Genomic DNA, 12,857 nt, shown 5'->3' with positions numbered 1-12,857 from the left:
CGCCAGGCGATCCTACCGGGATCGGATCAGCCCGCGGCGCGCACGGCGGCCACGAAGAGTTCATGCACCCGGTGGTCGCCGGTCAGCTCCGGGTGGAAGGACGTGGCCATCGCGTTGCCCTGCCGGACGGCGACGATATGGCCGCCGTATTCTGCCAGCACCTGGGCCTGCGCACCGACCGACTCGACCCAGGGCGCCCTGATGAAGACGCCCTCGACCGGGCCGCCCTCGACGCCCGCCACCTCGACGGACGCCTCGAAGGACTCGTTCTGCCGCCCGAAGGCGTTGCGGCGGACGATCATGTCGATACCGCCGAAGGTCTCCTGGCCCGACCTGGGGTCGAGGATCTTGTCGGCCAGCATGATCAGCCCGGCGCAGCTGCCGTAGACCGGCAGGCCCGCGCGGATCGCCGCCCGCAGCGGCTCCATCACCCCGAAGAGCACCGCCAGCTTGGAGATGGTGGTGGACTCGCCGCCCGGTATGACCAGGCCGTCGAGGCCCGCCAGCTCCTCGGGGCGGCGGACCGGGCCGGCCGCGGCGTCCGCCGCGGCCAGCGCCGTGAGGTGTTCGCGTACGTCGCCCTGCAGGGCCAGCACGCCGATGGTGGGACGGCTCATCGCTGCTTACCAGCCGCGGTTGGCGTAGTGCTCGGACTCCGGAAGGGTGTCGATGTTGATACCGACCATGGCCTCGCCCAGGTTCCTGGAAGCGTCCGCGATGACCTTCGGGTCGTCGAAGAAGGTGGTGGCGCGGACGATGGCCGCGGCGCGCTTGGCCGGGTCGCCGGACTTGAAGATGCCCGAGCCGACGAAGACGCCCTCGGCGCCGAGCTGGCGCATCAGGGCCGCGTCCGCGGGGGTGGCGACACCGCCGGCGGAGAACAGCACGACGGGCAGCTTGCCCAGCTCGGCGACCTCCCTGACCAGCTCGTAGGGGGCGCGCAGCTCCTTGGCGGCGGCGTACAGCTCGTTGTTGTCCAGGCCCTTGAGGCGGGCGATCTCGCCCTTGATCTGGCGCAGGTGGCGGACCGCCTCCACGACGTTGCCGGTGCCGGCCTCGCCCTTGGAGCGGATCATGGCCGCGCCCTCGGCGATCCGGCGCAGCGCCTCGCCGAGGTTGGTGGCACCGCAGACGAAGGGGGTGGTGAAGGCCCACTTGTCGGAGTGGTTGACCTCGTCGGCCGGGGTCAGCACCTCGGACTCGTCGATGTAGTCCACGCCGAGCGCCTGCAGCACCTGGGCCTCGACGACGTGGCCGATCCGGGACTTGGCCATCACCGGGATGGACACGGCGGCGATGATGCCGTCGATCATGTCGGGGTCGGACATGCGGGCCACGCCGCCGTGCTTGCGGATGTCGGCGGGGACCCGCTCCAGCGCCATGACGGCGACGGCTCCGGCGTCCTCGGCGATCCTGGCCTGCTCGGGCGTGACGACGTCCATGATCACACCGCCCTTGAGCTGCTCGGCCATGCCGCGCTTGACGCGCGCGGTACCGGTCTCGGGGCTGCTGGCGGTGGACGGTGTGGTGGACACAGTGACCTCACTCGCTGGTGAACGGCAGTTGTCGCCCGGGCTTACCACCAGGGCCACTGCCATGTTCCGGCGCCGGGCGGCGGCGGAAAAGGGCCAATTCGCCGCAGGTGGCTCCCGCCCGGGTCCGGTGGCCCCGCGCGCGCGTGGCGCGGGCCGGTCAGCGCGCGCCCGCGCCCTCCGTGGTCAGCGGCAGCGGCGGCTCGTCGTCCATCTCGAAGGCCAGCGGGAAGGGCGCGTGCCCGGCCAGCCGGAGCCAGCGCACCACCCGGTGCTCGCGGACCGCGCGGGCGGCGCGCACCGCGTCGTTGTGGAAGCGCCTGGCCATCGGCACCCGCCGCACCGCCTGGGTCAGCTCGCCGATCGCCTCGGTGCCGCCGTGGGCGCCGCTGACCTCGCCGACCGCGTCGGGGTCGGGGAAGACCGCGCGCAGCGCCTGGCTCAGCTCGCTCTCCGCCACCTCGCGCTGCTCGGGGTCGGCCTGCCGGGCGGCGTGCGCGGCCTCGTACAGCACGATGGACGCCGCCGGGTCGAGCACCCCGGCGGTCGCCAGCTCCTGGGCGACCGAGGCGCGGCGCAGCAGCTGGGCGTCCAGCGCGGCGCGGGCCGCGTCGATACGGGCGTGCAGCCGGTCGAGGCGCCCCGCGGTCCAGCTCAGATACAGGCCGACAGCGACGAGCGCCACCGCGATCCAGATGATGGTGGTGGTCACGGGCGGCAAGGCTACCGGCGTGTGGGGCCGAAGAAGCCGCGCGACCGGGTGCGCTCGTCGGTGGCGACGCGCGCGGCGCCGTCGGCGACCGTCTCGTAGACCGACAGGATGTCCGCGCCGACCGACGTCCAGTCGAAGCGCCGCACGTGCGCCCGGCCCCGCTCGCTGAGCGCGGTGCGCCGCGCGGGGTCGGCGAGCAGCCGCAGCGCGGCGGACGCCAGCGCGCCGGCGTCCTCGTTGGCGAACAGCTCGCCCGCCTCACCCTGCGCGAGCACCTGCGCGAACGCGTCGAGGTCGCTGGCCAGCACCGCGGCGCCGGCCGACATCGCCTCGACCAGGATGATGCCGAAGGACTCGCCGCCGGTGTTGGGCGCCAGGTAGAGATCGACGCTGCGCAGCAGTCTGGCCTTGTCCTCGTCGCTGACCATGCCGAGGAACTCGACCCGGCCGCGCATGTGCTCGGGCAGCGTGGCGACGGCCTCCTCCGCGTCGCCGCGGCCGGCGACCAGCAGCCGGGTCTGCGGGCGCTCCGCGAGGATCGCCGGCAGCGCCCGCATCAGTACCGGCAGGCCCTTGCGCGGCTCGTCGATCCGGCCCATGAAGCCGATGGTGTCGCCCTGCCACTCCCTGCGCGGCTCCGCGCGGGCGAAGAAGTCCACGTCGACCCCGTTGGGGATGACGACCGCGTCGCCGCCCAGGTGCTCGACCAGGGTGCGCCTGGCGTACTCGCTGACCGCGATGCGCGCTCTGATCTTCTCCAGCGCGGGCTGCAGGATCGGGTACGCGGCGATCATCGCCCGCGAGCGCGGGTTGGAGGTGTGGAAGGTCGCCACGATCGGCCCCTGCGCGGCCCAGCAGGCGAGCAGCCCCAGCGAGGGCGAGGTCGGCTCGTGGATGTGGACGACGTCGAAGCCGCCGTCGTGCAGCCAGCGCCTGACCCGGGCCGCGGACAGGAAGCCGAAGTTCAGCCGGGCCACCGAGCCGTTGTAGGGCACGGGGACCGCGCGGCCGGCCGAGACGACGTACGGCGGCAGCGGGGTCTCGTCGTCGGCGGGCGCGAGCACCGAGACGTGGTGGCCGAGGCCGGTCAGGTGCTCGGCGAGGTCCCTGATGTGGAACTGGACGCCGCCGGGGACGTCCCAGGAGTACGGGCAGACGATCCCGATCCTCACGCTTTCCCCGTTCCGCTGCCGTCGGTGCCCGCCACGGGTACGGCGGCCGCCCGCGGTTCCAGGTCGGCCAGCCAGAGCCGCTGCAGCATGTGCCAGTCCTGCGGGTGCTCGGCGATGCCGGAGGCGTACGCGTCCGCGAGCGCCTGGGTCATCACGCCGGTGCGGTACCCGCGGTTGCCGCTGTCGGGCACCGGGATGGGCGGGTGCACCCTGCCCTGCATCACCGGCGAGTCGTCGTACCAGAGGGTGACCGGCAGCAGCAGCGCCCCGGTCTGCTGGGCGAGCAGCGCGGGACCCGCCGGCATCCGGGTCTTCTCTCCGAAGAAGTCGACCTCGACGCCCGAGGACGACAGATCGCGGTCGGCGACCAGGCACACGAGGCCGCCGTCGCGGAGCCGCCGGGCCAGGGTGCCGAACGCGCTGCCGCCGGTGTGCGGGAGCACCTCCATGCCCAGGCCCTCGCGGTAGGCGACGAAGCGGTCGTAGAGCGTCTCGGGCTTGAGGCGTTCGGCGACGGTGGCGAACGGCGTCTCCAGCTTGGTGGTGACCCAGGCGCCCGCCAGGTCCCAGTTGGCCATGTGCGGCAGCGCCAGGATCACGCCGTTGCCGGTGGCCAGGCCGCCGGTCAGGTAGTGCACGTCGGCCGGTGCGAAACCGCCGCGCACCCGGTCCTTGCTCCAGGCCGGCAGCCGGAAGGACTCCATCCAGTACCGCAGGTAGGAGCGCATGCCGGCCCTGGACAGCTCGCGCAGCCGGGCCTCGTCCGCGTCCGGCACCACCCGGGCCAGGTTGGACTCCAGGCGCAGCACGCCCTTGCCGCGCCGCCGCCAGGCCGCGTCGGCGACGGTACGGCCGAGCGCCGTGGCCGCCGGCTCCGGCAGCTTCTTGACCGCGCCCCACCCGGCCCCGTACAGGCCGTCGACCAGGCTCTCCCTGAGCCTGGCGGCCTGGGAGCCGCCCTCACCCCTCACACGCCGCTCCTGTGCTCGGCCAGCGCCGCCGCGTCCGCCTCCGCGGACTCCCGGCGTACGGTCACCACCCGCTGGATCAGGGTGACCAGGCTGCCCGCCGCGACCGCCCACAGCGCGATCGGCAGCAGGTACTGGATGCCGGGCACGCCGAACTTGTGCAGGCCGGAGAAGCCGCACAGCACCAGGGTGATCACCAGCCGCTCGGCCCGCTCGACCAGGCCGTTGACGTTCACCGGCAGGCCGATGGCCTCGCCGCGCGCCTTGGTGTAGGACACGACCTGGCCGCTGGCCAGGCAGAAGATGGACACCGCGCACAGCGGGAGGTTGTCGCCGTTGCCCGCGTACCACATGGCCAGGCCGCCGAAGATCCCCGCGTCGGCGACCCGGTCCAGGGTGGAGTCCAGGAAGGCGCCCCAGCGGCTGGAGACCCCGGCCTGCCGGGCCATGTTGCCGTCGACCAGGTCGGAGAAGACGAACAGGGTGATGACGACGGTGCCCCAGAAGAACTCGCCCCTGGGGTAGAAGACCAGCGCACCTGCCATCACTCCCGCGGTACCGATCAGGGTCACCGTGTCGGGGCTGACCCCCTTGCGCAGGAGAAATGCGGCGAACGGCGTGAGAACACGCGTGAAGAACGCACGCGCGTACTTGTTCAGCATGGCCTTCCCGACGGGTCGGAGGATGTGGGTCGCGGCGGCCCGAGGCCGCCACCGGATGGCCCATCGTAGCCAGCCGCCGACGGGCCGACGCGGCAGGCACCGCCGGGGCCGCCGCGGGCGCCCCCGCAGCAGAGCGAGCCGACCGGCACCCGTGCGACGTATGGACGCGACCTGACGGTCGTGGGAAGGTCGAAAGACCGCGGGCGTCGTCGAGGCCGCCTCGCCTGTACGCGGTCTCCCGTGGCGTCCCTGGCGCGCGCCCCCGACGAGGGCGCGGACTCCATGCGGGCAGGACCCGGGAGGCGAGTGCACGTGAGTGCAGCCGACAGGAGAGACGGACAACCAGGGGCCGCCGGAAGGGCACCGACGGCCGACCGCCCCGACAAGGTGCGCAATGTGGTGCTGGTCGGCCACAGCGGAGCAGGGAAGACGACGCTGGTGGAGGCGCTCGCGCTGACCACAGGAGCGGTGAACCGGGCGGGCCGGGTCGAGGACGGCGGCTCGGTCTCCGACCACGACGAGATCGAGCAGCGCCAGCAGCGCTCGGTCCAGCTGTCGCTGGTGCCGGTCGAATGGGACGGCATCAAGATCAACGTGCTGGACGCCCCCGGATACGCCGACTTCGTCGGGGAACTGCGGGCCGGTCTGCGCGCGGCGGACGCGGCCCTCTTCGTGGTCTCGGCCGCGCAGGACGGCGAGGGCATCGGCGGCGCGACCCGCATCGTGTGGGACGAGTGCGCCGCGGTCGGCATGCCGCGGGCGGTGGTCGTCACGCACCTGGAGTCGGCCAGGGCCGGCTTCGAGGAGACCGCCGCGCAGTTCGCCCGCGAGCTGGGCGGCGACGACCCGGACGCGGTGCTGCCGCTGTACCTGCCGGTGCACGGCCCCGAGGGACCCGACGGGCACGCCCCGGTGACGGGCCTGGCCGGGCTGCTGTCGCAGCGGGTGCACGACTACTCCTCGGGCGAGCGGGTGGAGCGCGACCCGGACCCCGAGCTGCTGCCGCTGCTCACCGAGGCCCGCAACCGGCTCATCGAGGGGATCATCGCCGAGAGCGAGGACGAGACGCTGATGGACCGCTACCTCGGCGGCGCGGACATCGACGTCGACACGCTGGTGGCCGACCTGGAGCGGGCCGTCGCCCGCGGCACCTTCCACCCGGTGGTGGCCGCGGCCCCCGCCGTCGACGGCGCCCGGCAGGGCATCGGCACCGTGGAACTGCTGGAACTGATCACCGGCGGCTTCCCCACCCCGCTGGAGCGGGCGGTGCCGCCGGTCACCTCGCTGGACGGCGGGCGCACGACGCTGTCCTGCGACCCGGAGGGGCCGCTGGCCGCGGAGGTCGTGAAGACCTCCTCCGACCCCTACGTGGGCCGGATCAGTCTGGTGCGGGTCTTCTCCGGCACCCTGCGCCCCGACGAGACCGTGCACGTGTCGGGGCACGGCATGGAGGACCGCGGGCACGAGGACCACGACGTCGACGAGCGCGTCGGCGCACTGTCCTCGCCGTTCGGCAAGCACCAGCGCCCGGTGCCCTCAGCGGTGGCCGGCGACCTGGTGTGCGTGGCGAAGCTTTCCCGCGCCGAGACCGGCGACACGCTGTCGGGCAAGGACCGGCCGCTGCTGATGGAGCCCTGGCGGATGCCCGACCCGCTGCTGCCGGTCGCCATCGAGGCGCACAGCAAGGCGGACGAGGACAAGCTGTCCCAGGGCCTGTCCCGACTGGTCGCCGAGGACCCGACGATGCGGCTCGAACAGAACCCGGCGACCCGGCAGGTCGTGCTGTGGTGCCTGGGCGAGGCGCACGCCGCCGTGGCCCTGGAGCGGCTGCGCAGCCGCTACGGCGTGCGGGTCGACGCGGTGCCCTACCGGGTGTCGCTGCGCGAGACCTTCGGCGAGGCCGCCACCGCACGCGGCCGGCACGTCAAGCAGTCAGGCGGGCACGGGCAGTTCGCGATCTGCGACATCGAGGTGGAGCCGCTGCCGGTCGGCTCGGGCATCGAGTTCGTGGACAAGGTGATCGGCGGCTCGGTGCCGCGGCAGTTCATCCCGTCGGTGGAGAAGGGCGTACGCGCCCAGGCCGCCCGCGGGGTGGTGCTCGGCTTCCCCGTGGTCGACATCAGGGTGACGCTGTCCGACGGCAAGGCGCACTCGGTCGACTCCTCCGACGCGGCGTTCCAGACCGCGGGCGCGCTGGCGCTGCGCGAGGCCGCCGCGCTCTGCCGCATCCACCTGCTGGAGCCGGTCGCCGAGGTCGGGGTGCAGGTGCCCGACGCGTACGTCGGCCCGGTGATGAGCGACCTGTCGGGGCGGCGCGGGCGGGTGCTGGGCACCGAACCCGCGGGACCCGGGCGCACGCTGGTGCGCGCGGACGTGCCCGAGATCGAGATCGGGCGCTACGCGGTCGACCTGCGGTCGCTCTCGCACGGCACCGGGCGCTTCAGCCGGCACTACGCCAGGCACGAGCCGATGCCCGCGGCGCTGGCGGCGAGGATGCGGCAGCAGGAGGAGGAGCGGGCCGGGTAGCGGCGAGGGCCGCCGCGGCCGCTGTGCGGCGGCGGCCCTCGGATGGCCGGAAAGCGTCGGCGTAAGGCCCCGAGCAGGCGCAATCCGGCCTCGTGGCACGCATGGTGACGACCTGTTGGCGGCTCGTGGGCACCCCGCGGGCCGCCGCGCCGCTAATCTGGTGAGTGCTCCGAACGTGTGATGCGCACCCCGGCGGGGAATGGGCCGGTCGGAGCCGCGTGCTGGCGGGCGGAACGGCGGACTGGGGGCTTCGGTGACGGACGGGTTCGACTTCAGCCCGGGGGCGCAGATCCCGCTGACGGGCACCGACGGCGAGACCGGCGCCACGCAGGCGCTCGCGTCCGCGGCCTACCGCGACTCGAAGGTCGGGGCGCTGGTCGGCATCAACGACGCCGCCTCGGTCAAGCCCCCCCGGCTGTCGCTGTTCGAGCCGAACCTCGGCGAGGCCTGGGCGCGGGCCGTCCAGGTCCGCATGCTCGGCGCCGCGCGCAAGGAGCTGGTGCAGTCCTTCGGCATCGAGCCGCAGACCGTCGTCGAGCACTGCCTGGCCGCCAACCGCATCCGGCAGGAGCGCGACACCCGGCTGACCGTCGTCATGGGCGTCTGCGGGCTGCTCTTCCTGCCCGGCATGCTGCTGTGGCTCGGCGCCTTCCAGCTGCGCCGGTCGCTCGCCACCCTCAAGGCGGGCGGCAACCGCTACGGGGCGCTGGGCGGCGCCGTGCTGGCGGTCGCGATCGCGCTGACCGTGCTGTTCGCGATCAAACCGCCCTTCTCCGGCTTCTGGCAGCAGTACTTCCGGGTGATGATGATCGCCCCGGTCATCGGCTGGTTCTGGGCCAAGCGGATCTGCGAGCGCACCGCGAAGGACCTGCGCGACCGCTGGAAGGGCCTGGTGGGCGGCACCGCGGTCGGCGCCAAGATCCCCGAGGCGGTCCCCCGCAACCCCAACCAGGTCCGCGCGGAGCGCCTGCGGCAGTCGCTGGCGAAGCTGTCGGCCGAGCAGAGCAGCAACGTCGTCTTCTACGCGGGGCCCAAGGGAATACTGGGCATGGGCACCCGCTGGGGCAGCTGGCACATGGCCGAGGAGCTCATCCCCGCGGAGGGCGTCACCGACATCAACCCCTTCCGCAGCTGGGACGTGATCCGCGCGATCCACGACAAGCTGCGCATGCTGGAGCGCGGCCCGCTGCACACCGGCGGCTTCACCAAGCCGTCGATACGGCACTGGGTGGTGGCCCCGATAGGTGAGGGCGCCAAGAAGATCGTCCGCCCCACGGGACCGGAGGTCGACTCCTTCTCCGTCAAGGACTTCGAGATCCAGCGGATCTGCAACACCCAGCAGTTCGGCAAGGGCAACCGCCACTACCTGGGCATCCAGTTCACCCTGTGGGACGGCAACCTCGTCATCACCCTGCTGGTCACCGTCACGGTGCTCGCCCACACCTTGCGGGTCGACGTCACCGCGCACGCGCTCGGCCCGATCAACTCGCTGTTCACCGACGGGCCGCCGGACAAGGAGAAGACGGTCAGCAAGCCGGTCAAGTTCTGGGAGACCAAGACCGTGCAGCTGCCGCTGATCGACTCGGGCGAGGTCGTCAGGCTCGCCGCCCGGGCACCGCTGACCTGGTTCCCGCCGATCCTGGACTACTTCGGCGGCACCCTGACGCTGCCCGAGCCGTTCGGGCTGCGGCACACCTGGGTCGACAAGCCCTGGCAGCACCGCTTCATGGCCGACGACGCGCTGCGCGCGGCGACCCCGGTGCTGCGCGCGGTCCACTCCGCCGCGATCCAGGTGATGACCGAGAACGGTGTGGACACCTCGCACTTCACCAACCGCTCGATGGTGCTCAGCGGCCTCGTCCAGGGCGTGGAGCCGCGGAAGGCGGACGCCTACGACGCGTAGCCCCCCGGGGTTACCGCGGCCAGGCGTCCGCGAGCATCTTGCGGGTGTCGGCGAGGAGTTGCGGGAGCACCTTGGTGTGGCCCACCACCGGCATGAAGTTGACGTCGCCGCCCCAGCGCGGCACCACGTGCTGGTGCAGGTGCGCGGCGATGCCGGCCCCTGCCACGTCGCCCTGGTTCATCCCGATGTTGAAGCCCTGCGCCGCCGACGCCGACCGCAGCGCGGTCATCGCCCGCTTGGTGAACTCGGCCAGTTCCACGGTCTCGGCCGCGTCCAGCTCGGTGTAGTCCGCGACATGGCGGTACGGGACCACCATCAGGTGCCCGCTGTTGTACGGGTAGAGGTTCAGCACCGCGTAGACGTGCTCGCCCCGCCTGATGACCAGGCCGTCCTCGTCGGACTCGGACGGGATCGCGCAGAAGGGGCATCCGTCGCCGGCGCCCGGCCCGGTGGGCTTGTTCTCACCCTGGATGTACGCCATGCGGTGCGGGGTCCACAGCCGCTGGAACGCGTCCGGTACCCCCGCTCCCTGCCCCTGCTGCGGCTCACTCGTCATGCCGATCAGCATAGGACTTCGCCGCACGCACGCGTGTCGCCGGGCCTGCCACCGCCCGCGTACCGCAATCCTGGCCGGATGGACGACGACGGCAGCCGGCTGACCCGCTGGGAGAACCGCAGCGAGGGCCCGCTGTTCCTCCTGTCGCTGATCTTTCTGAGCGCCTACGCGGCACACGTACTGGACCCCGGCCTGCCGCAGGCCGGGCACGACGCGCTGCTGTCCGTGATCGGCGCCACCTGGGCGTGCTTCGCCGTTGACTACGTCGTGCGGCTGCGGCTCAGCGGCGGGCGCTTCGGCCCGCACTACGTCGCCCACCACCTGCTCGAAACGGTCGTGCTGGTGCTGCCGCTGCTGCGCCCGCTGCGGGCGGTCCACATCTACCAGGTGGTGCAGCGCCGCCACGAGCAGCCGCGGCTGAGCCTGTACGGCCGGGTGATCGCGTACGCGGGCATGGCGGCGCTGCTGCTCGGCTTCTCCGGCGCGCTGGCGGTCTACCAGCAGGAGCGGTACGCCCCCGGCGCGACCATCCGCACCTTCGGCGACTCGGTGTGGTGGGCATGCGAGACGCTCACCACGGTCGGCTACGGCGATGTCACCCCGGTCACCGCCGCGGGCAGGTGGATCGCGGCGTTCCTGATGCTGATGGGCCTGGCCCTGCTGGGCGCGGTGACCGGCTCCTTCTCGTCTTGGCTCTACCAGGCCTTCGCCCGCGAGGGAGAACTGCCCCCGGGTCGCTGAGACCCGGGGGCGGCCGTCGCGTCAGACCTGGACCCTGCGCTCCACGACGTCGACCAGCTTGGCCAGTGCCTGGTCACGCGGGATGCCGTTCTCCTGCGAGCCGTCGCGGTAGCGGAAGGAGACCGTGCCGTTGGTCATGTCCTCGTCGCCGACGATGATCATGAACGGCACCTTCAGCTTCTGGTGCGTCCTGATCTTCTTCTGCATCCGGTCCGAGGACGCGTCCACCTCGACCCGCAGCCCCTTGCGCTTGGCCTCGCCGGCGAACTCCTGGAGGTACGGCACGTGCGCGTCGCCGACCGGGATGCCGACCGCCTGAACCGGGGCCAGCCACGCGGGGAAGGCGCCCGCGTAGTGCTCGAGCAGCACCGCGAAGAAGCGCTCGATCGAGCCGAACAGCGCCCGGTGGATCATGACGGGGCGCTGGCGCGAGCCGTCGGGGGCGGTGTACTGGAGGTCGAAGCGCTCGGGCAGGTTGAAGTCCAGCTGCACGGTGGACATCTGCCAGCTGCGGCCGATTGCGTCCTTGGTCTGGACGGAGATCTTCGGGCCGTAGAAGGCGGCGCCGCCCGGGTCGGGCACCAGCGGCAGGCCCTGCTTCTCGGCGACCTTGCGCAGCGTCTCGGTCGCCTCCTCCCACACCTCGTCGGAGCCGACGTACTTCTCCGGGTCCTTGGTGGACAGCTCCAGGTAGAAGTCGGTGAGCCCGTAGTCCCGCAGCAGGTTGAGCACGAAGGTCAGCGTCGAGTCGAGCTCGTCGGCCATCTGCTCCTTGGTGCAGTAGATGTGCGCGTCGTCCTGGGTGAAGCCGCGTGCCCGGGTCAGGCCGTGCACGACGCCGGACTTCTCGTAGCGGTAGACCGTGCCGAACTCGAAGAACCGCAGCGGCAGTTCGCGGTAGGAGCGGCCGCGCGCGTCGAAGACCAGGTTGTGCATCGGGCAGTTCATGGGCTTGAGGTAGTAGTCCGTGCCCTCGTCGAGCTGCATGGGCGGGTACATGCCGTCGGCGTACCAGTCCAGGTGGCCGGAGATCTCGAAGAGCGTGCCCTTGGTGGCGTGCGGGGTGTAGACGAAGTCGTACCCCTCCTCCTCGTGCCTGCGGCGCGAGTAGTCCTCCATGACCCGGCGGACGATGCCGCCCTTGGGGTGGAAGACGGCCAGCCCGGAGCCGATCTGCTCGGGGATGGAGAACAGGTCCAGCTCGGAGCCGAGCTTGCGGTGGTCGCGCTTGGCGGCTTCCTCCAGGAAGTCCAGGTGCGCCTTGAGCTCTTCCTTGGTGGGCCACGCGGTGCCGTAGATCCGCTGCAGCATCGGGTTCTTCTCGCTGCCGCGCCAGTAGGCGGCGGCATTGCGCATCAGCTTGAACGCCGGGATGTTCCGCGTGCTCGGCAGGTGCGGGCCGCGGCACAGGTCCTTCCAGCACAGCTCGCCGGTCTTCGCGTCCAGGTTGTCGTAGATGGTCAGCTCGCCGCCGCCCACCTCGACGTCCGCCCCGTCGTCGCTGGTCGCCGAGGAGCCCTTGAGGCCGATCAGCTCCAGCTTGTACGGCTCGCCGGCCAGTTCCTGGCGGGCCTGCTCGTCGGTGACGACCCGGCGGGAGAAGCGCTGGCCGCGCTTCTGGATCTCCTGCATCTTCTTCTCGATGGCCTTGAGGTCATCGGGGTGGAAGGGCTTGTCGACGTCGAAGTCGTAGTAGAAGCCGTCCCTGACCGGCGGGCCGATGCCCAGCTTGGCGTCGGGGAACAGCTCCTGCACCGCCTGCGCCATGACGTGCGCGGTGGAGTGCCGCAGGATGTTCAGCCCGTCCTCGCTGCTGATCTCGACCGGCTCGACCTCCTCGCCGTCGGCCACGGCGTAGGCCAGGTCCTTCAGCTCGCCGCCGACGCGGGCGGCGATCACCGACCGCTCGCCCTGGAACAGCTCGGCCGCGGTCGTGCCCGTCGTGACCGTCCGCTCTTCCGGTTCGGCGGAATCGCGTTTGATGATCACACGGAGGTCTGACACCGGTCTGCTCCTGACTGAGGTCGTACGGGACGGTGCGGCGAGCGCTCGCCGCACCGCTGAATCGTACCGAGCCGGGAGCTC

11 protein-coding genes are annotated in these 12,857 nt (G+C 72.1%); 3 read left to right on the top strand and 8 right to left on the bottom strand.

Annotation, left to right across the window (positions count from 1 at the left end; translation table 11 throughout):
• Window positions 1-26: 26 nt before the first annotated feature.
• From pdxT to pgsA, 6 genes are all read right to left on the bottom strand, one after another.
• Entirely contained in the window at window positions 27-617 is a 591-nt protein-coding gene (pdxT, locus tag NFU81_RS17700) for a pyridoxal 5'-phosphate synthase glutaminase subunit PdxT (protein WP_251490894.1), read from the bottom strand.
• 6 nt (window positions 618-623) lie between these two features.
• Window positions 624-1,535: a pyridoxal 5'-phosphate synthase lyase subunit PdxS gene (pdxS, locus tag NFU81_RS17695; protein ID WP_205047426.1), complete on the bottom strand. Its 912-nt coding sequence runs from the start codon at window positions 1,533-1,535 to the stop codon at window positions 624-626.
• 157 nt (window positions 1,536-1,692) lie between these two features.
• The gene (locus tag NFU81_RS17690; protein ID WP_251490891.1) at window positions 1,693-2,244 is read right to left on the bottom strand and encodes a hypothetical protein; all 552 of its coding nucleotides are present in this window, start codon (window positions 2,242-2,244) and stop codon (window positions 1,693-1,695) included.
• An 11-nt stretch (window positions 2,245-2,255) separates the two neighbouring features.
• On the bottom strand, window positions 2,256-3,416 hold the full coding sequence (locus NFU81_RS17685; RefSeq protein ID WP_251490889.1) for a glycosyltransferase family 4 protein: 1,161 nt from the start codon (window positions 3,414-3,416) through the stop codon (window positions 2,256-2,258).
• On the bottom strand, window positions 3,413-4,387 hold the full coding sequence (locus tag NFU81_RS17680) for a phosphatidylinositol mannoside acyltransferase (RefSeq protein ID WP_251490886.1): 975 nt from the start codon (window positions 4,385-4,387) through the stop codon (window positions 3,413-3,415). The genes NFU81_RS17685 and NFU81_RS17680 overlap by 4 nt, the downstream gene beginning before the upstream one ends.
• Window positions 4,384-5,046 (bottom strand): phosphatidylinositol phosphate synthase, encoded by a 663-nt coding sequence (gene pgsA, locus NFU81_RS17675; RefSeq protein WP_251490883.1) that lies wholly within the window; start codon window positions 5,044-5,046, stop codon window positions 4,384-4,386. The genes NFU81_RS17680 and pgsA overlap by 4 nt, the downstream gene beginning before the upstream one ends.
• Window positions 5,047-5,358: 312 nt before the next feature.
• On the opposite strand from pgsA, the gene NFU81_RS17670 reads away from it, so the two are divergent.
• The gene (locus NFU81_RS17670) at window positions 5,359-7,572 is read left to right on the top strand and encodes an elongation factor G-like protein EF-G2 (RefSeq protein WP_251490880.1); all 2,214 of its coding nucleotides are present in this window, start codon (window positions 5,359-5,361) and stop codon (window positions 7,570-7,572) included.
• 253 nt (window positions 7,573-7,825) lie between these two features.
• Window positions 7,826-9,475, top strand: coding sequence for a hypothetical protein (locus tag NFU81_RS17665; RefSeq protein WP_251490877.1), 1,650 nt, complete (start codon window positions 7,826-7,828; stop codon window positions 9,473-9,475).
• Between the two features lie 10 nt (window positions 9,476-9,485).
• Here the strand turns inward: NFU81_RS17665 and NFU81_RS17660 are convergent, their stop codons facing one another.
• Window positions 9,486-10,043 (bottom strand): HIT family protein, encoded by a 558-nt coding sequence (locus NFU81_RS17660; RefSeq protein WP_251490875.1) that lies wholly within the window; start codon window positions 10,041-10,043, stop codon window positions 9,486-9,488.
• A gap of 66 nt (window positions 10,044-10,109) precedes the next feature.
• Between NFU81_RS17660 and NFU81_RS17655 the strand changes: the two genes are divergently transcribed.
• Complete coding sequence (locus NFU81_RS17655; RefSeq protein WP_251490872.1) at window positions 10,110-10,772, top strand: potassium channel family protein; 663 nt, start codon at window positions 10,110-10,112, stop codon at window positions 10,770-10,772.
• Between the two features lie 21 nt (window positions 10,773-10,793).
• On the opposite strand, the gene thrS is transcribed toward NFU81_RS17655, so the two are convergent.
• Window positions 10,794-12,776 carry a threonine--tRNA ligase gene (thrS, locus tag NFU81_RS17650; protein ID WP_251490868.1) on the bottom strand — a complete coding sequence of 661 codons (1,983 nt, stop codon included), beginning with the start codon at window positions 12,774-12,776 and terminating at the stop codon, window positions 10,794-10,796.
• Window positions 12,777-12,857 lie beyond the last annotated feature (81 nt).

This window comes from Actinacidiphila cocklensis, assembly GCF_907177275.1.
GTDB classification, from domain to species: Bacteria; Actinomycetota; Actinomycetes; order Streptomycetales; family Streptomycetaceae; genus Actinacidiphila; species Actinacidiphila cocklensis.
Note: the sequence above shows the minus strand (reverse complement) of the source record. Positions and strands in the feature narration are given on the sequence as shown.